Below are 19,237 nucleotides of genomic sequence, written 5' to 3'. Positions count from 1 at the left end.
ACGACCGGTCATTGCCCGAATGACCGCCCGTTGTACGAGTGGCCGCCCACTGCACGAGTGACCGCCCATTGGCCAGGCGGCGACTGCTCCGACTCAGATCGCTAGAGGTGTGATTCCAAGGCGGCGTAGACCTTCCGCCAGGCCTCCGCACCGGCCTTCGGGTCGTAGTCCTCCGGGCGGTCTGCGCAGGCGAAGCCGTGCCGGGCGCCCGGGTACGTCACCAGCTCGTGCGGCACCTTGGCCTCGATGAGGCGCTGCTCGGCCTGCTCCCACTCGTCGGCCGGGATGATGTGGTCCAGCTCGCCGCGGAAGCCCAGCAGAAAGGCGCCGCCCTCCGCGATCCGCTCGCTGGTCTCCAACGGCGGCACCGGGCCGACCAGCGGAAAGCCGCTGTTCAGCAACCAGCCCGGGTAGAAGACGGCGGCCAACTCGAAGCGCAGCTCGGTCGCCGCCCGCACCGCGATGTGCCCGCCCATGCTCAGCCCGAGGAAGGCCACGCCCCGCTCACCGGCTTCAGCACGCGCCACCGTCAGAGCCGCCGAGGCGTCAGCCACCAACTCGTCCCGGTCCAGCGCCCGCATCAGCACCAAGCCGTCCTCGCGCTCCTCGGCCGAGTACCCGAGCGCGGTACGACGGGCGTTGCGCCAGTAGTAGTCCGGTGCCAGCGCCACGTACCCGGCCGCCGCCAACTCCGCGCAGGTGTCGCGGACATAGGCGTTCACTCCGTACAGCTCGGAGCAGACCACCACCGCGCCGCGCACCTCACCCTCCGGGCGGTGCACATACGCCTCAATGCCACCGGCTTCGCCGAGTCTCTCCCACTGACCAGTCATCAGTTCCCCCGTGCCTTGATCGCTGAAAGTCGCCGCAATCCTAGACTCACGCAACGTCCGTCACACTGGCCACGGAAAAACACAGAGATACCGACGCGGAAACGCATGCGGATGCGGCTGCCGCTGCCGCTGCCGTTGCCGTTGCCGTATGGATAAGGGCAGATGCCGTGTCAGTGGCCGGCACTACCGTGTGGTGCATGACCAACATCAGTTTCTGGACCACACCGGCGGACCGCATGGTCCGTGGCGGCATGGGCAGATGCGACATCACCGTTCTCCAGCCGCCGTTCACGGCGACCGCCCACACTCTTCCGGCCAACGACCCGGCGCGAGCAGTGGAGTTCGCCGGATCCTTCGGCACCGTCGATGAGGTACTGGGAGAGATCGAGACCCGCCCCGCGAACCAGACCCTGTTCCTCGGCGAGCGAGCCGACCTCGACCAGATACAGGCCGGGGCGTGGGGTCCCATACTGGGGATCAGCGATCCCGCGCTCGGTGACGATGGTAACGACACCCCGCTGCTGTACGAGGTGGGCCGCCTGCGCGAGCGCTACCCGGATGCGCGGATCGTCGGCCGGGTGGAGGTGGACTACGGCGAGTCCCACACCGAGGACATCGTGTGGCTTCCTGACGGCACCATGTTCCACGCCTCCGGTTGGCCCGGGATGGACCCCTGGGAGCTGACTGGCGACCCCCACGCGGTCGTCGCCGCCCTCGGCATCACCGGCGACATGCTGGAGGACATCGACGTCGACCTGGACGCCGAGCCCGAGGAAGTCGAGTGGTCCGCCTTCGTCGGCTTGGCCTTGGGGGACGCCGACCCGTGGCCCTGGACGCACCTGGAGACTTCCGTACTCAAGGTCCGCCACACCGAGAGCTACACCCACCGCATGGAGAGGCTGTACTTCATCGGCGGCTGATCTGATCGTTGAGGGTGGTCTGCGAGTCACGAAGCGGCCCCTCCGCGCCCCAGGGCGCCCATCCGCGCCCAGTTCGCCTTGCCCGTGCAGACCGCAACACGCCCGTACTTGATGGAGCAGCATTCAGGGGCAAGTGGTCCATCGTCGACGTCAGTTCGGCTGCCGGCGGGTCCGTTTCACCTCGCGGTCGATGGCCCAGGCGTCGGCGACCGGACCGATGTGGCGGAGCTTGTCGGGATTGATCACCGAGCGGATGGTCTGGATCTGTCCGTCGAGCACATCGAGCGCCAGGGTGTGCAGCACCTTGCCGTCCCGGTCGCGGAAGATCGCGCCCGGCTGGCCGTTGACTTCGTGCGGCTCGAACGTCACGTCGATCCGGGCCATCAGCGGGAAGACGGAGGCGAGCAGCCGCGCCACGTTCTCGGGACCGACGACGGCCCTGGACAGCTGCGGGGCCTTCCCGCCGCCGTCACCGACCATCGATACATCGGCGGCGAGCAGTTCCCGCAGGCCGCCGACGTCGCCTTCGCGGAGGGCGTCGAAGAACCGCGACGCCAGTTCCTCACGCTCTTCGCGGACCGCTTCGAAGCGCGGCCGCCCGGCTTTCATGTGCCCCCGCGCCCGCGCGAGTAGCTGCCGGCACGCCGCCTCCGACCGCCCCACTGCCGCGGCTACCTCGTCGTATCCAAAGCCGAACACCTCCCGCAGCACGAACACCGCCCGCTCCAACGGGCTGAGCCGCTCCAGCAGGAGCAGCGCCGCCATCGACACCGAGTCGGCCAGTTCCGCCGAGCGCGCCGGATCCTGATACGGATCGCTCAGCAGCGGCTCGGGGAACCACGGGCCCACGTACTCCTCCCGCCGGACCCGTGCGGAACGCAGGACATCGATCGAGATCCGCGTCACCGCGGCCGACAGATAGGCCTTGGTCGACGTGGGCCGGGTCGCCGAGCCGTCAAAGCGCAGCCATGTCTCCTGCACGGCGTCCTCGGCCTCTCCCACACTGCCCAGAATCCGATACGCGATCGAGAACAGCAGCGGCCGCAGCTCCTCGAACTCCTCGACCTTGCTCACGCCGAATCCCCTCCCCTGGTTCCCCGCCCCGCGGCCCGGGGCCCTCCGCCGGGCCCCGAGCCAGTCGTTGATGCCGTTCAGTGGAACTGCCCGGGCTGGTAGTTGCCGGCCGGCTGCTGGGTGATGACGTTCAGCCGGTTCGCCATGTTCATGAACGAGACCGTGAACACCAGGGCGGTGAGCTGCTCCTCGTCGTAGTGCTTCGCGGCATTCGCCCACACCTCATCGCTGACCCCACCGGCCGCATCCGCGACCCGGGTGCCCTCCTCCGCCAGCTCCAGCGCGGCACGCTCGGCCTCGGTAAAGACCGTCGCCTCCCGCCATGCCGCCACCAGGTTCAGTCGCACCGAGTCCTCGCCGGCAGCGGCGGCGTCCTTGGTGTGCATGTCGATGCAGGCGGCACAGCCGTTGATCTGGCTCACGCGCAGCGCCACCAGCTCCTGCGTCGCGGCCGGCAGCGGCGATTCCTTGAGCGCCTTGCCCGCCGACATCACGTACTTGAGGGCCTTGCCGGCGGTCGGGCTGGCGAAGTAGTTCAGTCGCGCGTCCATGGGGTGCTCCTCTGGGATTGTTCGTACCTACACCCCCTGAGACGGGGTAGCCCGACCACCTGTGACATGGGGAAATGTGACCTGCGTCTCTCCCCCTCCCCCGGCTGTCGGCACGCGTCATGCGTCACGCGTCACGCGTCACGCGTCACGCGATGACGTTCCTGCCGTACGTGTCAGTGCGGCCGCGGAACCACATCAAGACCAGGCAGTCACCATATGTCCGGCGTCGGGATCGCCCGGCTGAAGTCGCCGGCCCGCAGTGCGTCGGTGGGTATCGACCAGTGCATCCAGCCTCCGTCGCCGCCCAGATACCACTCGTCGTGTCCGGAGAGTTGGAGCAGGTGGTGGTAGGTGGTGGGGTCTTCGCCCCAGGGCACCATGGGCGAACTCCCTGTGGGGAACTTCGGCCAGCCAAAGGCTATGTCCTCGGCAACGAGCGCGCCCGGCCGGCTCGACCACTCCGTGAGCAACTCCTCCACGTACTGACCAGGCATGGCCTTGGCCAGGTGGTCGGCCTCGGGCCCCAGGTCGAGGGCGTGCCAGGCCGGGTCCCAGGTGTCGGGGAAGTCGAACCCGGGCGTGGCTGCCCAGGGGACCGGGTCGAAGACGCTCGACCGGGCGGGTGGGTTCGTCTCGACGGCGTGCGCGGCACGGGCTGCGATCACCTTCCCCAACTGCGGGTCGAACGAGAGGTATTTGAGTGCCACCTCGTAGGAGGCGGGATCGCACTGCTCGGAGTCGGTGTCCAGGGAGAAGAAATTGAGCAGGCCCGTACCGGCCGGGAGGACGTCGTCGAGCCAGGGGGCCAAGGCGTCGGTGTCGAGGACGGCGATCAGGGTCAACGGAAAGCCGTCGCAGGTCGGCCACGGTGTGCCTGGTTCAAGCATCGCCCGGCCGCCGAACCGGCTGTGCCCGGCGGCCTCGCCCGGACCGGCCTCGGTGAGTGCGAAACCAGGCCGGGCGAGGCGGAGGAACCGGGCGGCGAGGTCGGGGCCGAGACGTTCGGCGCAGAAGTCTCGGAGGGCCGGGCGGACGGTCTCTGGAGTCATACGCCCAGTCAAGCACCAGCCACTGACAGGCGGACCAGGCCGCCGTTCCAGGTGTGCCGGGCCCGAAGTCCAAAGGCACCCGCCCCTCCCGCGATCAACCTCCTGTCAAGGAGAGCGCCACGGTGGCCGGCCGGCACGCGAACGTCCTTCGGTGACTGGTGCGGTGAAACGGGCGACCAGCGGAACAGCCAGGGCGATGAGAACCACCGTCACCAGAACCGGCCCCGGGCCGAAGAACCCTGTCACCCCCCGAGCAACGTCCAGCTCCGGCGAGTCCGTTCGGCACGCATACCCTTCGGTCGAGCAGCCGGTCAGCACGCCCTGGAGGACCACTCCCCACGTCCAGATTCCGGCCGTCAGCCACCCGCCGAGCAGGCACGCGGGAAGAACGGCCAGCTTCAGGAACCGTGGCATGCGGTGCGCCTGGGGGTCGCCCCGGAACCACTGGGCCCCGACCAGCGTGAGCCAGCCGCACAGCAGCACCGCGGCTGCGGCCAGCGCTGCCAGGAAGGACGCGGCGAGCGGTATGCCGGAGAGGCCGTAGCCGGACACCCTCGTGTAGAGGGCGAGCCAACTGCCCGTCACCACGCCGGCGGCCACGATCACGCCGGTGAGCGCCGACCGGCCGAGCCGGGCCGGCCCGCCCGCGTACCACTGGTGGCGCCAGAGCGTGAACCCCACGAACAGCGTCAGCCCCACCCCGACGAGCAGCCCGCAGAGAGTCGGTGTGAAGAAGTTGTCCCTCGGCCCGTAGAACCGCAGCAGCATGTCCTGGAGCGTCGGCAGCAGCACACCGGCGACGGTCGCACCGAGGAACACCCGCCCCGGCGAGGAGGCGAGCACCCGTCCCGGGGTCCTGGCGACGCCCAGCCGGTCCGTGCCCATGGGGTGGTGGCGCAGCCAGGACCGTAGCCGCGCCGCGCCCGCGCCGTCCCCGCCGTCGGCCTCCGCGCCGAGGGCACCGAGGGCGGCGAGCAGCCCCTCCGGGTCGGTCGTCCCGGCATGCACATCCGCATGGTGTTCGCGGATCCGCAGGTACGCGCGGACGATCAGCTCACCGAGCAGGGTGAGCAGGACGACCCGGGCCAGGGCGACCACCATCGCTGCCGGCGTGGAGTTGCGGTTGAGCACGTCCAGTGTCATGGCGAAGGCGATGAAGGCCCCGGCGAACAGGTTGGAGGGGCGGAACACCGTCAGCACGTTGTACGCCTGCAGGTCCCCGGTACGCAGATGCGCGAGCTCGTGCCGGACCACGGACTCGAAGATCCGCCGACCGTGGTCGCTCTGCTCGCGGAGGACCAGCAGTTCCGGGCCGAGCATGAGGAGGGGCCGACCTCGTTGGCCGGTGACGTACGCTCCGGACGCCAGCCGCGGGTCCACCATCACGGTCGGCTCCCGGCTCAGTCGGGCTTCCCTGACCAGGCTCTCCACCGCCTCGGCGACGCCGCGAAAAGGGGTCTCGGCCAGTGGCGTGGAGCGCCGCTGGCGGCGCCGGCTGGTGTGCAGCCCGATCACGAGCCCGGGCGTGAGCAGCATCAAGAGGTAGTTGATCGTGCCGCTGACCATCGCACTGGGATCCCTGGGACAGTTGAGGGACGAGCCCATGCACAGCTCGGCCACGGGTGCCTGCAGCGTGGCCATCCACAGTGCGAAGAAGAGGTCCTGGGTCAGCACGGTGGCGACCAGCAGGGTCAGCATCAGCGAGGAATCGGAGGGAAACGCCTCGATGTCGAGCGCGGGGGCATGACGGGGTGCAGGGGAGGAAGGGGAAGAGGGGGAAGAAGAGGCGGTCATGATGTCGGGTCCTGGGCCCCGCGCCCGCCGGGGCTCAACAGCGCCGGTTCGTCCGCCGAGGCGACCCGTACCCGTGCCCGTGCCCCCACCACGCGTCGGGCGAACTCATCGCGCCGGACTCTGACGGTGACGGGGTCAGTGTCAGAGTCGGTCTCGGTGTCGGTGTCGGTCTCGGTGTCGGTGTCGGTGTCGGTCCATAAGTTCGGTGTGCGTCCGAAGTGCTGCGGCATCGCATTGTCCCCCTCACCGCTCAACCTGCGTGAAGGCCACACTCCTACCGCCCTCCTCCCCTCGGCGCAAGGTCCTCACGGGACTCCGTCCCGCTACCGCAAAAGGTGCGAAGGAGGGGGGAGTTGGAGGGCAACCCAACTCCCCCAATTGGCGGGGTACTTCGGTGCTCATGTACGCACCTCCATGCGCATGTGACGTACTTCGGCGCTCACAAGGCATACCTCCGGCCCAGGCACGGGCCCTCAACGAGGGACCGTGACGAGTCCCCTCTCGTAGGCCATGATGACGAGTTGGACCCGGTCCCGGGCGCCCAGTTTGGTGAGCAGCCGTGACACGTGCGATTTGGCGGTGGCCACCGTGATGAAGAGGTCTTCCGCGATCTCGGTGTTCGACCGGCCGCGTCCGACGAGGGTCAGTACTTCCCGTTCCCGGTCGGTGATGCCCTCGACCGGCCGTGGGGAGCGTTCCGGGCCCGCCGGTGGTGCGGCCTCGGGGCGTCCGACGAAGTCCGCGATCAGCCGGCGCGTCACACCCGGTGCGATCAGTGCGTCGCCGGCGGCGACCACCCGGAGCGCCGCGAGGATGTCGTCCAGTGCCATGTCCTTGACCACGAAGCCGCTCGCGCCGGCCCGCAGCGCGCCGTAGACGTGGTCGTCCTCGTCGAAGGTGGTCAGGACGAGGACCCGGGTCGTCGCCGGACCGGCGGTGATCAGGCGGGTGGCCTCGATCCCGTCCATGCCGGGCATCCGGATGTCCATGACCACGACGTCGGGGCGGAGGTCGCCGACGAGTCGGACCGCTTCGGAGCCGGTGGCGGCCTCACCGACGACTTCCAGGTCGGGGTGGTCGGCCATGATCACGCGCAGACCGGAGCGCACCAGCGGCTGGTCGTCGGCGAGCAGGATCCGGATGGTCATCGGGCCTCCACCGGGACCTCGACGGGTACGGGCAGCGGCAGCCGGGCCGCGACCCGGAATCCACCGTCGGGGCGCGGGCCGGCGCTGAGGTGGCCGCCCAGCAGACCGACCCGCTCGCGCATGCCGATGAGGCCGAAGCCGTGGCCCGGGCCGTCCCCGGTGGCGCCGCGCCCGTCGTCGACGACCTCCACGGACAGCTCCTCGTCCCCGTAATCGATGGCCACCCGGCAACTCCCGGTGCCGGCGTGGCGGACCACGTTGGTCAGCGCCTCCTGCACGATGCGGTAGGCGGACAGGTCGATGTCGGCGGGCAGTGGGCGCTGGTGGCCGCTGCGGCGCACGTCGACGCGTACCCCCGCGTCCGCGGTCGTCGCCGCCAGTCGTTCGAGGTCCGCCAGCCCCGGCGCGGGTGCGAGCGGGGACTGCTTCGGGTCGGTCGTATCCCGTTCGGCCTGACGGAGCGACACCAGTGTGCGCCTGAGGCCCGACAGGGTCTCCCTGCTGGTGGCCTCGATGGCGCGCAGGGCCTCGCGGGCCTCGGCCGGCTGGGTCTGGATGACGCGGCTCCCCACGCCGGCCTGGATGGCGATGATGCCGATGCTGTGCGCGACCATGTCGTGCAACTCCCGTGCGATCCGCAGCCGTTCGGCGGTCACGGCCTCGGCCACCTCCTGCGCACGCAGTGCCACCGCGTGCTCGCGGCGCTCGCGGCCGAGCAGACCCGCGATGCAGGAGGCGGACATCGCCAGGAGGGCGATCACCACGTTGATGGTCAGGTTGTCCCCGTGCGCGAAGAGGCCGGTCACCAGGAGTTGCACGGTGAAGGACACGGCCCCGGCGACGATCGAGGCCCGCCGCGCGCAGTGGGCGACGATGAAGCCCAGGATGAGGTCCACCGCGAGATACGACAGGAACTGGCCCTGATACCCCACCGCCAGGTGCTCGGGCAGGGAGCGCGGTGTGCCCACCACGACGGCAGTGGATCCGAAGAGTGCCAGGGCCAGCGCCGGTATCGGCGTCCGTCGCAGCACACCGACGAGCAGGCTCGCGGCCAGCAGTGCCCCGACGCCGTGGACCGTCCCCGACGCCCTCGGCGCGCCCCCCACCAGCAGTCCGACCATGAGGAGGTAGCAGGCACCTCCCGCCCAGGCCCCGGCCTTCGTTCTCGTCATCGGCGGCATGCCCTCGTGCGGACAAGGGCGCGGTGGGCGACGCGCGCAGACAACGGAGTGATCGTTATGGGGTTCACGCCCCGAGATTAACCGGCTACCACCCGCGCGGCATCAGCCCGGGGACGTACGCCCACGGGCCAACCCGGCCGCACGATTGCCACCCCCGGCCCCATGTCTGGACACGGGTCCGCCCGGCAGTGTGGATGCCGTGATCGAAGTCAACGAACTCACCAAGCGCTACGGCCGCAAGACGGCCGTCGACCAGCTGTCCTCCACCGTCCGGCCGGGCCAGGTCACCGGATTCCTCGGCCCCAACGGAGCCGGTAAGACCACCACCCTGCGGATGGTCCTCGGTCTGGACGCGCCCACCTCCGGCACCGCCACCGTCAGTGGCGTCCCTTTCCGCCGCCACCCGCGCGGACTGCGGCACGTCGGCGTTCTCCTGGATGCCGGCCAGGTCCACGGCGGACGCAGCGCCGCGGCCCACCTGGCCGCCCTGGCCCGCAGCAACGGTCTTCCGCGGCGCCGGGTGGACGAGGTGCTTCAGGAGGTGGGGCTGGCCGAGGTGGCGACCCGCCGCATCGGCGGATTCTCCCTCGGCATGAAGCAGCGACTGGGTATCGCCACCGCCCTGCTCGGCGACCCGCCCGTGCTCATGTTCGACGAGCCGATCAACGGCATGGACCCGGAGGGCGTGCTCTGGGTACGCCGGCTCTTCCGGCGCCTGGCCGCCGAGGGGCGCACGGTCTTTCTCTCCAGTCACCTGATGTCGGAGATGGAGAACACCGCCGACCAGCTGGTCGTCATCGGCCGGGGCCGCCTCATCGCCGCCGAGTCGGTACGGGACTTCGCGGCCCGCGGCACCCGGCGCAGCGTCGTGGTCGGGACTCCGCAGGCCGCCGAGCTGACGGCCGTGCTGACCGCGGCGGGCGCCTCGGTCGAGCCGGAGGGCTCGACCGGCGCCGAGAAGCTCGCCGTGACCGGTCTCCCGGCGGACCGGATCGGAGCGCTCGCCTTCGAGCACGGTATCCAGCTGGACGAGCTGACCAACCGCACCGCCTCGCTGGAGGCGGCCTTCATGGAACTCACCGCCGACAGCGCCGAATACCTGGCAGGACAGCCCCGATGACCACTCTCACCTCGGTCCCCCGGACCACCCCCGTCGCCGCACCGACCGCCCGCTTCCGCGATCTGCTCGCCTCCGAGTGGATCAAGATGTGGTCCCTGCGCTCCACCTCGTGGACGATCGCCCTCACCGTCCTGTTCGTCATCGGGTCCACCGTCGTGGCCACCTCGTCGGACGCCGCCGCGGGCTCCGCCCCCGCTGATTTCCGGCCGTTCGACGCCTACCCACCCGCCGGCTACTGGACGTTGATGCTCGTCGCCAGCAGCATCGGCGCCCTGACCGTCGTCAGCGAATACCACAGCGGCCTGATCCGCACCACCACCGTGGCCGTCCCCGCCCGCGGCTCGCTCGTACTGGCCAAGGCGGCCGTCACCGCCGCACTGTGGACCGTGGTGGGCACGGTCGCCGCCACCGGCTCCTTCCTGGTCTCCCAGGCACTCCTGGACGGGCAGCACGCCGGCGTTCCGATCACCCACCCCGGGGTCCTCCGGCCGCTGCTGGCATCCGCGCTGCTGGCCCCGGTCTGCGCACTGGTCGGTCTGGGTCTCGGCGTTCTGATCCGGCACGCCGCGGGGACCATGGTCACCAGCGTCTTTGCCCTGCTGATGCTGCCCCCCATGTTCTCGGAGAGCAATCGCTGGTCGGCGGACATCAAACACGCGCTGGTGTCGGCCGCCTGGACCCGCCTCATCCAGACCTGGGAGCCGGATCCCGGATCCCTGGCCTACAGCGCCACGGTCCCAGGCTCCTGGGCCGTGTACCTGCTCTGGCCGCTGCTCACGGTGGCACTCGCCGTGTTCGCCGTGCGGCGCCGCGACGTGTGAAGCCTCGCGGTCCTCGTCGGCCCGGCCGGCGATGCCGCCCAGCTCCGCCCCCGGTCGGGTCTGGCTCCGTGCGCCGGCTCGGCCGGGTACGCCGCGGACACGGTTCGGAAGCTCCCAACTATGGTTCACAGACTGGGAGTTGGAGGATGCCGAGTTCATCGGCCCGGGCGAGGGAGGGCCGCCGCGCCGGGTTCACGTCATGCACGGGGGCGTGCCCTTCGGTCAGTCCGCCTCATCGGGCGCCGGGGTCTCGCGATCCAGCGCGGGGATGTCCGCCGGGAAGAGGCTGACCAGGAGGCCGTAGGGCTCGCCGCGGGAGCTGTCCACCGTGTGCGGCTCGGCGGCCTGTTCGCGTAGCCGGGCAGCCAGCGCATGGGCCTCCTCCGGGGCGAGCCAGAGGTGGCGCAGTACGGTGTGCTCCGCCTGGTCCGGGCGGGCCGGCAGCATCTCGCCCAGCGCGGCGTTGATCAGGAACTGGGGACCGCCCTCGACGTCCTCATGGAACGTAAAACCGTGGCTGACCAGCGCGAAGAGCTGTTCCGTACCGCCGCGCACCGGTCGGGATTCCGCCAGGCGGACCAGGCCGGCCTCGCGGAGCACCCGCACGTGGTAGCCGGTCGTCCCCTTGGCCATCCCCAGCGCCGTGGACAACTGGCGGAGCGTGGCCGGCCGCTGCCGCAGAACGTTCACCATGCGGTGGCGGATCGGGTGTCCGAGCGCCTTGAACTGCTCGGGTGAACGGAGCACCAGGGGCTCGGCCTGCGGGTCTGGCATACCGGCAAGTGTCCATATTCCTCGATGCTTTGACAAGCGGCTCGGAGCGGCACCAGAATCGGCCGCATCCAAGCGACGACGATTTTCGACGCTTCCTTGCCCGGAAGGACTCGCGATGCCCCTGTCGACGGCCCTGGTCGCCACCGACCGCCCCGCCCGCTACCTCAAGCAGCTCGTCTCCCACCTGGGCCACAAGGCCACCACCCAGCTGAGCGGCAGCGGCCGGGGAACCGTCCATCTCGACGCCGGGACCTGCGTACTCACCGCAGACTCGGAGGGGTTGTGCCTGATCGCCACCGCCATGGACATCGAGGGCCTGAACCGCGTCCAGGACGCGGTCGCCCGTCACTTGGTGCGCTTCGCCACCCAGGAGGCCCTGAGCGTCGACTGGACCGAGCCGGTGGCCGGAGAAGACCTGGCGGGCCTCGGCCCGGTGGTGGACGACTATCTGCTGGCGCACTGCACTCCGCCCGACGACGCGCTCCAGGAGCTGGCCGACACCACCCGTGAGGCCACCGGGGGCGCGTCAAGGATGCAGGTCTCCGCCGACGAGGGGGCGCTGCTGACGATGCTGACCCGCCTGGTGAACGCCCGGTTCGCCGTGGAGGTGGGCACGTTCACCGGCTATTCGTCCGTCTGCATCGCACGGGGACTGGCCGCCGACGGTCGCCTGCTCACCTGCGACATCAGCGACGAGTGGACCTCGATCGGCCGCCCGTCCTGGGAACGGGCCGGTGTCGCCGACCGGATCGAGCTGAAGCTCGGCCCGGCCCTCGACACCCTGCGGGCCCTGCCGGCCGAGCCCGCCATCGACATCGCCTTCATCGACGCGGACAAGGCCAACTACCCCGCCTATTACGAGGAGATCGTCCAGCGCTTGCGTCCGGGCGGCCTGGTGGCGCTGGACAACGTCTTCCTCGGCGGTCGGGTCTTCGACCCCGCGTACCAGGAGGAGCACCACCTCGCGATGCGCCGGCTGAACGAGGTGATCGTCGGCGACGAACGGGTGGAGTCGGTGATGCTGCCGGTACGGGACGGGCTCACGCTGGCCCGCAAGCGCTGACGCGGAGCGTGGCGGAGCCCGGGAGTCGTATCCAGCTCCCGGGCCCCTGGGGATGCCACCCAATTGCGCACGCCGGCGGCGTTTAAGAGGACGGATCAGTCATCAGGCCGTCGTGTTCTTCCTTTGAACTACCGCACCGTGGAGAGGTGCAGGCAAGATTCGAACTCGCATCCGACGGCGTTCGTCCGGCCTCGGTCGTTCCGGCGATCGGCGGCGATGCTGAAGCTGGAGCGAGAGTCTGAGATTGATGCGGAGGTGCCTCTGCCATGTTGGGCTACCCCGGCCCGTGGTGCCGGGAGAAGGACTCGAACCTTCACTGTCCACCGCTTCTTCAGGCTGAACTTCAGTTTCAGCTTGCGCTCATCGCACGAACCGGTCCTCATTTCCGGCCCGTGCCTGTTGCGCACCCCCGCGCTCGCACGCGGGGGCGATCATGGATGCTACCCGCGGCCGATGCCGGCCGCACGGGCAGCGGCCGGCGTCAGCCGAAGAGGTAGCCGAACACCGCGTCGCCGATGCGCTGGTCGGTGACCTCGACGCCGTTGGCCTCCTCGCGGGCGAACTTGACCGCCTGCTGGAGCTTCTCGACCCGCTCCAACAGCTCGTTCACCCGGCGCGCCGGAAGTGCCCCGGAGAACTTCACCGTCGTCCAGTAACCGATCGGCACGTCCTCGTAGTACACCTCGACCTGTGCCGGGTGCTTGTCGGTCGCCTCCGCCTTGACGTGGTTGCGCGGGACCTTCTTCGTACGGATCGTGCGGACCGGGTCCGTCTTCCACCAGTCCGTGGACGGGTCGAGGGACCAGGACTCGGCGGCGTCGAGCACGGGGAGCTTCTTGACGAAGGCGTGCAGGTCCGTGAGCTGCTTCTCCAGGAACAGCAGGTAGCTGACCGGAACTTCGGCGAGGATCGTCCGCCCGTCGACCGAAACGTCGGCCCGGGCCGTGCAGTTGGCCCAGTCCTTGGTGGCCGTCACGTCGAACAGCCGGGTCAGCGACGCCGACATCTCCCGCAGTATGTCCTCGCCCTTGACCTGCACCCGTGTGGACTCGGGCGGCAGCTGCTCGCCCTCTTCGTCCTTCGGCTGGTACGTACGCGAGATACCGGCCAGCTGTGCGGGCTTCTGCAGCTTGTGGTGAGCCGCGGTGATGTCCTGGAGCGACTTGCTCTTGACACCCTTTTCGACAGCGATGATCTGGTTCAGCTTCGCCACTTCGTCCCCCTTCGAACAGCAGAAACATATCCCACGACCGTCCCTCGCTCGAACGCTTTTCGAGCCGCGGAGCCATGCCGATACTTGGAAGACCCAAGTCACTCCTTGGGAAAACCAAGCACGACCGTTACGCTCCCTCTCGTGATCAGACACAGGGAAGACGGATATGAGCTCTCCACAGACCCCGACCGTCTCGACGTCGGCCTGGTACACCACTGGCTCTCGACCGACGCGTTCTGGGCGCTGGGCCGCAGCCGGGAAACGGTCGATCAGGCGGTGCGCAGCTCCCTCAACTTCGCCGTCCACGAGACCGCCGGTCCTCAGGTCGCTTACGCACGTGTCGTCACCGACCGGGCCACCTTCGCCTGGCTCTGCGATGTCTATGTCGCTCCCGCCCACCGCGGGAAGGGGCTCGGCACCTGGCTGGCCGGCGCGGTCCGCGACCACCTTGCTCCGTACCGGCTCAAGCGCGTCCTGCTCGCCACCCTCGACGCTCACGGGGTCTATGCGAAGGCCGGGTTCGAACCCCTCCCGAACCCTGAACACCTGATGATCCTCACCCCAGGCACGGCGCCATGAAGCGACCGGCCGCAGTGCCCACTGGGCGTCAGGTGATCCAACGGAGCCGGCCGACTGCCTGCGAGGCGAGCCGGGCCGGAGAGGGGAGATGAGTCAGGCATGCGTGTGGTGATCTTGTGTGGCGGGGAGAGCTCGGAGCGCGACGTCTCCCTGGCCTCGGGCCGCTCGGTCGCCGGGGCCCTGCTCGACCGGGGACACGAGGTGGTACTGGTCGACCCGGCCGCTGCGGTCCCGGTCCTGGCCGGGCCGCTACGACCCGGTGACGCGATCGACGGGTTCGCGGTGGGTAAGGAACCACCTTCCCCGGCAGCCCGGCAGCAGTTGAGGCGGCGCATGCACGCCGCCTTGACCGGCGGTCCGGTCCTGGAGCTGCTGCGCGAGGCGGAGTTGGTGTTCCTGGCGCTGCACGGCGGCTGGGGCGAGGACGGGCATGTGCAGGCGCTGTTGGAAATGGCGGGCGTGCGGTTCACCGGCGCGGGCAGCGCGGCATGTGCGGCGGCCTGGCACAAGGGGCGGGCACAGGCGGTCCTGGGTGCGACAGGCGTCCCGGTGGCCGAACGGGTGCTGTGGGGGCCCACCGCGAACGGGGTGCCGGAGGCCGTGAGACGGCTGCTGACGGCCGGGCCGGTGGTGGTCAAGCCGGTTGCGGACGGGTCCAGTGTGTCCGTCCACTACGTCGACTCCCTCCCGCAGCTGACCCAGCTCGCGGCCGAGATGCGCTCCGGTGAGGTGGAGCTGATGGTGGAACCGTTCCTGTCCGGGCGGGAGTTCACCGTGGCCGTCGTCGGTGACCAGGTGCTCCCCGTGGTCGAGATCGAGCTGACGACATCGGTGTTCGACTACACGTCCAAGTATCAGCCGGGGGCGGTCAGCGAAGTGTGCCCGGCACCGGTACCGGACGCGTTCGCCGCTCGTCTGCAGGAGTTGGCCCTGCGTGCGCATCATGCTCTGGGGTTCGGCGGCGACGCGTACTCCCGTACCGACTTTCGCTGTGACGCGAGCGGCGAGCCGAGGTGCATCGAAGTGAACGCGCTCCCGGGCCTGACCGCGACGAGCCTGCTGCCGCGCGCGGCGACCGGTGCCGACTGGTCCTACCCCGAGCTGATCCAGCGCCTCATGGACCTCTCGACGCGCTGAGGACGGATGCCTCGAAGTGCGGGTATCCGGGCCTCATGGGCCGGTGGGGATGTGGGCCGGTGAGCCTTGGTGGGCTTGGGGCCGGTGTGCCTGTGGGCCGGTGGGCCTGCCGGATGCGGTCATTGGCTGCCCTTGATGTGGACCCACTGGGGCCAGACGCGGGCGGCGGCCTCGACCTGGCGGACGACCGGTCCGACCGCCTTGGTCGCCTGCCTGTAGCCCTGGAACAGTCCGTTGAGCATGGCGTCGTTCTCGCCCGCGTTGTTGCGGTTGCTGTCCACCAGGTCGACGCAGCGCCGGCTTGCCTCGACGGTCGTCTTGAGCCAGGACGACCAGGGGCCCTGCAGGTCGAGGTCCGGGATCGCAAGACGGCGCGCGGCGGTCGCGTCCTTGTGCAGCGCGGCACAGGTCGTGCGGAGCCGTTTCGAGTCGAAGCGGACCATCTCGCGGGGACGGGACTTCGCCACCGCCACCATTTCGTCGAGCTGCTTGCGGAACTTCCCGTAATCCGCGGTCAGTTGGAGGATGCTGTGTTGCCCGCTCACCTTGAACCAGGCCAGCAGTTGGAAGGCTCTGATGCGTTCGGACGCTCTGGGCGGTGGTGGTGGGCTCATGACGGACGGTGTCTGTGCTGCCGCGGACTGCTGACTGGCGACCGCCACCGGCCCGAACGCGGCGACGGCGATCAGCAGGGCCAGGCCGCTCAGGGCGGCCACGGAGCGAGGACGGGAAGGCGACGCGGGTGGCGAGGGCGTGGCGGGAGTCGAGCGGGGCCGGCTCGCCGCGGTCCGTAGGTGCAGGATGCCGACCGCGCCTCTCACCACCACGGCCAGCAGAGCCGCGCCGAGCACGGAAGACAGCACCAGGCCGGCCAGGGACTGGGAGAAGAACCAGCTCGCGGAGGGCAGCAGGTGGCAGCTGTGGCCCAGGGTCCGCAGCGGCCCCAGACAACCGTCCACCGAACCGAGCGCGAACTGTCCCACCACGGCGAGGGATTGGGCCACCCCCGCCGCGACGAGCGCACGCAGCAGCCGCCGGTGCCGGGCGGTGATCGCCACCACCGCACCGGTCAGTGCCACCCCCGCCCAGATCGCGGTGGCCGCCCACCACAGGTACAGGATCGAGAACGCGCCGTTGGGTGCGCCGAGCGGCGGCTGCCAGGTGTGCATACGGGCCATGACCACGGCCACCCCCGCCAGACAGCCGACACCGCCGAGGATCCCGGCCGTCACGGCCGACCGCAGCCCGCCGGCCTGGCCGTACACCCGGGTCCGCCACAGCCAGAGGACCAGGGGGTATGCCCACAGGACCGTCGTCGCGCCGAGGAACAGTGGGTTCGTGCCCAGCATCGACGCCTGCGGCATGGTGGGGGTGAACCAGTCGAGCTCCGCCGTGTGCTCGCTCCACGGCCCGGGAAACGCCCGGATCACCTCCTGCTGCAGGCCACCGTGGGTGAGGATGTCGCCCGCCAGGTACAGAAAGCCGAACCGCAGCCACCAGTTCAGCCCGGCCGCGGCCAGCAGGCAGGAGGCCAGCAGGGGCAGCCAGACCGCGGTACGCAACGAGGTTCCGCCCAGCGTCCGCAGCCGTAGCCGCGCGCAGGCGACGGTCCACAGGGTGAACAGCACGGCACCGGCCGGCAGTACCAAGAAGACCGCGGGGTGCTCCGGCAGCCATCCGGCGCCGCTGGTGATACCGGTCATCAGCTCACCGCAGGCCAGACCGAGCCCCAGCGCGAGGCCGGAGCGCAGCCCGTCTGGCCCGGGTAGACCGCTGTGCTCGGCATAGGCGAGCGACCGCCAAGCGGCGACGGCGACAAGTGCCCCGGCGGGCACGGCGGTTAGCCAGGTCGCCGCCGTGGTGCCCCATAGGCCGGACAGAGTGTGTGCGGAGACCAGGACGGACCAGCCGGTCAGGAACATCTGCTCCGCGCCCAGGGAGAACAGCGCCGCCGGATCGGCCAGCGACCGTCTGCGCACGGCCCAGGAAGGATGGGTGCTCCACAGGGCCGTCAGCCAACTCCACGCCGGCTGCACGTACTTGGGGAGCAGGAGACGCGTTCCGCGGTCCCGGGCGCGTTCCCAGACCCCGTGCTCGGCCCCCAGGGCGACGGCGTCCGCGTCGGCGTACAGCTCACGGTGGCGCAGGGTGTCGGCGCGGGCCAGCACCACGAGGAGCACCATGAACAACGCGCTGGCCACGGACCGCAGCACACCGGCCCGCCCGGCGGGCCAGAACACCTCGTCGGCCCCGTAGAACGCGCCGAAGAACTGCGCGGCGATGAAGCTGCCGCCGTACAGCACCGTGTACGGCACGACGACCAGTGCCACGAAGACCCGCCACAGCGCCGTGACGGCATAGGCGAGGTCCACGTCCCGGTTGCGGAGGTGGGCCAGCTCGTGCAGCACGACGGCGTGGAATCCGGCCCGGCCGTCGGCGCTGCCGCGACGCGCGGCCAGTAGCCCGGCGTGCAGACAGACCGTGTGCCGCCCGGCCCGGCCGAACGCCTCGGCACCGGCGTCGAAGGAGGCGGGGTCCACCACGAAGGCCGGTACGGTACGCAGCCGCGCGGTGGCCACCAGTCGCATCAGCTCGGCCCGCAATTCCCCGGTGGGGTCCGCCTCGTCGACGGTGATCACGCGACCGCGCCTGGCCTTCCAGCGGGGCAGCCAGACGTACAGCACGGCGGCTGACAGCAGCACCAGTACGGCGCCGAGAACACCAGGCAGTTCGGTGACCACGGCACCCGCGGGCACACAGTCCTTGAGTTCCTCAAGTCCTCGGACGTCGAGCCGCATCGCGTCGACCATCCGGCCGTTCGGATCGAAGCCCGCCGCGAACTTGCACAGGATCGCCTTGTCGTCCCAAGGCGCCAGCGCGAACATGCCGTTGACCATCTGGAGGGTCGCCACCACCATCACGAACACCAAGAGTGCGAAGCGCAGGGTGGTGCCCATCGGCAGGACCCGTGGGTCGATCCGACCGTGCCGGGCGTCGACCGGTGCCGGTGGGGCGCCGCCCGGTACGGGCGGCGCGCCGCCGGCGCTCAGGACGCCCTCCCGGGTCCCGGCCCGGCGTCGCCGTCCGGCCCGGCCGCGGCGGACGCCACCGGCGTAACGGCCTGTGGAAGGGCAAGGCGCGCCACCACGCGGTCGGCGAGCACCTCCGCGGCAGCCTCCTCCAGCCCGGCCCGCGCCGCCCCCTCGCACACCCGACGGTGTACGGCGGGCAACTGGTCAGCGGTGAGCGCGGGCACTTCGGGCGGCGGCGCCGGCGGCGTCCGCAGCAGTCGGCGCAGCCTGGCGCCGAGCCCCGCCAGGACGCCACCGACCAGCGTCCTGGCGGAGGCGCGGCAGACCTCGTCCACCGCGAGCCACACCACCGGCGTGATCACCGCGGCGGTCTCGGCGAGACCGAAGCCGAGCGGCGCGCTGGTGTTGCGGCGCTTGAGCAGCCGTACCGCTTCCTCATGATCGAGCCGCGCCAGACCGTCGACCAGCGGCAGCTCCTCGGGCGCCTGCTGGGCAACGATGTCGGACACCACACCCCGTACGTCCCCACTCACCGGCGCCACCTCCGCACGTCGTGATCAACGGCCCACGCGTCAACTCCGCACGTACTCAATGTAGTTGGCAGACACGCTGCCCGTCTGCAGGGACATCCACGCCGGGTCGGCGGCACCCGGCCGACGTATGGCGGCGCCTACACCTTGCCGGGTGCGGCGATGTCCATGTCCAAGGACCGCAGCAGCGCGGCCAGTTCTTCCTGGAAGAGCTTGTCCGGGCTGATGGTCTGGGTGCGCAGATGTCCGTAGACCTCCAGTGACACCAGACCGTGCAGGCGGCCCCAGATACGCAGGGCGAGCGCCACGGCGGCCGGAGGGAGGTCGGGGTATGCCGGGCGGACCTTGCCGAGCAGGCCTGCGTCGAAGTCGGCCCAGTCGAAGTCGCTGCCCGCATAGAGGTGTTCGGCGTGCGGCC

General features: G+C 70.3%; 19 protein-coding genes. 6 read left to right on the top strand and 13 right to left on the bottom strand.

The window, feature by feature from the left end:
• Nucleotides 1-101: 101 nt before the first annotated feature.
• Complete coding sequence (locus ACFV1J_RS05320; RefSeq protein ID WP_385855877.1) at nucleotides 102-833, bottom strand: dienelactone hydrolase family protein; 732 nt, start codon at nucleotides 831-833, stop codon at nucleotides 102-104.
• Nucleotides 834-1,030: 197 nt separating this feature from the next.
• On the opposite strand from ACFV1J_RS05320, the gene ACFV1J_RS05315 reads away from it, so the two are divergent.
• On the top strand, nucleotides 1,031-1,753 hold the full coding sequence (locus ACFV1J_RS05315) for a DUF6333 family protein (RefSeq protein ID WP_385855876.1): 723 nt from the start codon (nucleotides 1,031-1,033) through the stop codon (nucleotides 1,751-1,753).
• Nucleotides 1,754-1,903: 150 nt separating this feature from the next.
• Here ACFV1J_RS05315 and ACFV1J_RS05310 read toward each other — a convergent pair whose 3' ends face one another.
• The 7 genes from ACFV1J_RS05310 to ACFV1J_RS05280 all read right to left on the bottom strand — a co-directional run bounded on the left by ACFV1J_RS05310 (nucleotide 1,904) and on the right by ACFV1J_RS05280 (nucleotide 8,541).
• Complete coding sequence (locus ACFV1J_RS05310) at nucleotides 1,904-2,827, bottom strand: RNA polymerase sigma-70 factor (RefSeq protein WP_385855875.1); 924 nt, start codon at nucleotides 2,825-2,827, stop codon at nucleotides 1,904-1,906.
• 77 nt (nucleotides 2,828-2,904) lie between these two features.
• Nucleotides 2,905-3,378, bottom strand: coding sequence for a carboxymuconolactone decarboxylase family protein (locus ACFV1J_RS05305; protein WP_385855874.1), 474 nt, complete (start codon nucleotides 3,376-3,378; stop codon nucleotides 2,905-2,907).
• 209 nt (nucleotides 3,379-3,587) lie between these two features.
• Nucleotides 3,588-4,427 carry a DUF1963 domain-containing protein gene (locus ACFV1J_RS05300; RefSeq protein ID WP_385855873.1) on the bottom strand — a complete coding sequence of 280 codons (840 nt, stop codon included), beginning with the start codon at nucleotides 4,425-4,427 and terminating at the stop codon, nucleotides 3,588-3,590.
• Between the two features lie 105 nt (nucleotides 4,428-4,532).
• Entirely contained in the window at nucleotides 4,533-6,221 is a 1,689-nt protein-coding gene (locus ACFV1J_RS05295; RefSeq protein ID WP_385855872.1) for a M48 family metalloprotease, read from the bottom strand.
• Entirely contained in the window at nucleotides 6,218-6,451 is a 234-nt protein-coding gene (locus tag ACFV1J_RS05290; RefSeq protein WP_385855871.1) for a hypothetical protein, read from the bottom strand. The genes ACFV1J_RS05295 and ACFV1J_RS05290 overlap by 4 nt, the downstream gene beginning before the upstream one ends.
• 243 nt (nucleotides 6,452-6,694) lie before the next feature.
• Nucleotides 6,695-7,369 (bottom strand): response regulator, encoded by a 675-nt coding sequence (locus ACFV1J_RS05285; protein WP_385855870.1) that lies wholly within the window; start codon nucleotides 7,367-7,369, stop codon nucleotides 6,695-6,697.
• Nucleotides 7,366-8,541, bottom strand: a complete 1,176-nt coding sequence (locus tag ACFV1J_RS05280; RefSeq protein WP_385855869.1) for a sensor histidine kinase — start codon at nucleotides 8,539-8,541, stop codon at nucleotides 7,366-7,368. The genes ACFV1J_RS05285 and ACFV1J_RS05280 overlap by 4 nt, the downstream gene beginning before the upstream one ends.
• A gap of 208 nt (nucleotides 8,542-8,749) precedes the next feature.
• On the opposite strand from ACFV1J_RS05280, the gene ACFV1J_RS05275 reads away from it, so the two are divergent.
• Complete coding sequence (locus tag ACFV1J_RS05275) at nucleotides 8,750-9,670, top strand: ATP-binding cassette domain-containing protein (RefSeq protein ID WP_385855868.1); 921 nt, start codon at nucleotides 8,750-8,752, stop codon at nucleotides 9,668-9,670.
• Entirely contained in the window at nucleotides 9,667-10,491 is an 825-nt protein-coding gene (locus ACFV1J_RS05270) for an ABC transporter permease (RefSeq protein WP_385855867.1), read from the top strand. The genes ACFV1J_RS05275 and ACFV1J_RS05270 overlap by 4 nt, the downstream gene beginning before the upstream one ends.
• Before the next feature lie 222 nt (nucleotides 10,492-10,713).
• Here ACFV1J_RS05270 and ACFV1J_RS05265 read toward each other — a convergent pair whose 3' ends face one another.
• Nucleotides 10,714-11,265, bottom strand: coding sequence for an ArsR/SmtB family transcription factor (locus ACFV1J_RS05265; protein WP_385855866.1), 552 nt, complete (start codon nucleotides 11,263-11,265; stop codon nucleotides 10,714-10,716).
• A 115-nt stretch (nucleotides 11,266-11,380) separates the two neighbouring features.
• Here ACFV1J_RS05265 and ACFV1J_RS05260 point away from each other — a divergent pair, with 115 nt between their 5' ends.
• Nucleotides 11,381-12,328 carry a DUF2218 domain-containing protein gene (locus ACFV1J_RS05260; protein WP_385855865.1) on the top strand — a complete coding sequence of 316 codons (948 nt, stop codon included), beginning with the start codon at nucleotides 11,381-11,383 and terminating at the stop codon, nucleotides 12,326-12,328.
• A 481-nt stretch (nucleotides 12,329-12,809) separates the two neighbouring features.
• Here the strand turns inward: ACFV1J_RS05260 and ACFV1J_RS05255 are convergent, their stop codons facing one another.
• Nucleotides 12,810-13,541 carry a hypothetical protein gene (locus tag ACFV1J_RS05255; protein ID WP_385855864.1) on the bottom strand — a complete coding sequence of 244 codons (732 nt, stop codon included), beginning with the start codon at nucleotides 13,539-13,541 and terminating at the stop codon, nucleotides 12,810-12,812.
• 141 nt (nucleotides 13,542-13,682) lie between these two features.
• Here ACFV1J_RS05255 and ACFV1J_RS05250 point away from each other — a divergent pair, with 141 nt between their 5' ends.
• Entirely contained in the window at nucleotides 13,683-14,120 is a 438-nt protein-coding gene (locus tag ACFV1J_RS05250; protein WP_385855863.1) for a GNAT family N-acetyltransferase, read from the top strand.
• Nucleotides 14,121-14,219: 99 nt separating this feature from the next.
• A complete protein-coding gene (locus tag ACFV1J_RS05245) occupies nucleotides 14,220-15,257 on the top strand; it encodes a D-alanine--D-alanine ligase (protein ID WP_385855862.1) in 1,038 nt (345 codons plus the stop codon).
• Between the two features lie 119 nt (nucleotides 15,258-15,376).
• Here ACFV1J_RS05245 and ACFV1J_RS05240 read toward each other — a convergent pair whose 3' ends face one another.
• From ACFV1J_RS05240 to ACFV1J_RS05230, 3 genes are all read right to left on the bottom strand, one after another.
• Nucleotides 15,377-18,214, bottom strand: coding sequence for a M48 family metalloprotease (locus ACFV1J_RS05240; RefSeq protein ID WP_385855861.1), 2,838 nt, complete (start codon nucleotides 18,212-18,214; stop codon nucleotides 15,377-15,379).
• Nucleotides 18,215-18,303: 89 nt separating this feature from the next.
• Nucleotides 18,304-18,822, bottom strand: coding sequence for a hypothetical protein (locus ACFV1J_RS05235; RefSeq protein ID WP_385855860.1), 519 nt, complete (start codon nucleotides 18,820-18,822; stop codon nucleotides 18,304-18,306).
• A gap of 137 nt (nucleotides 18,823-18,959) precedes the next feature.
• Nucleotides 18,960-19,175 (bottom strand): TetR-like C-terminal domain-containing protein, encoded by a 216-nt coding sequence (locus ACFV1J_RS05230; RefSeq protein WP_385856006.1) that lies wholly within the window; start codon nucleotides 19,173-19,175, stop codon nucleotides 18,960-18,962.
• Nucleotides 19,176-19,237: the final 62 nt, after the last annotated feature.

Origin of the sequence: Streptomyces sp. NPDC059649 (assembly GCF_042734445.1) — a bacterium.
GTDB lineage: Bacteria > Actinomycetota > Actinomycetes > Streptomycetales > Streptomycetaceae > Streptomyces.
The sequence above is the reverse complement of the archived record's forward strand: the minus strand, read 5'-3'. Positions and strand labels throughout refer to the sequence as shown.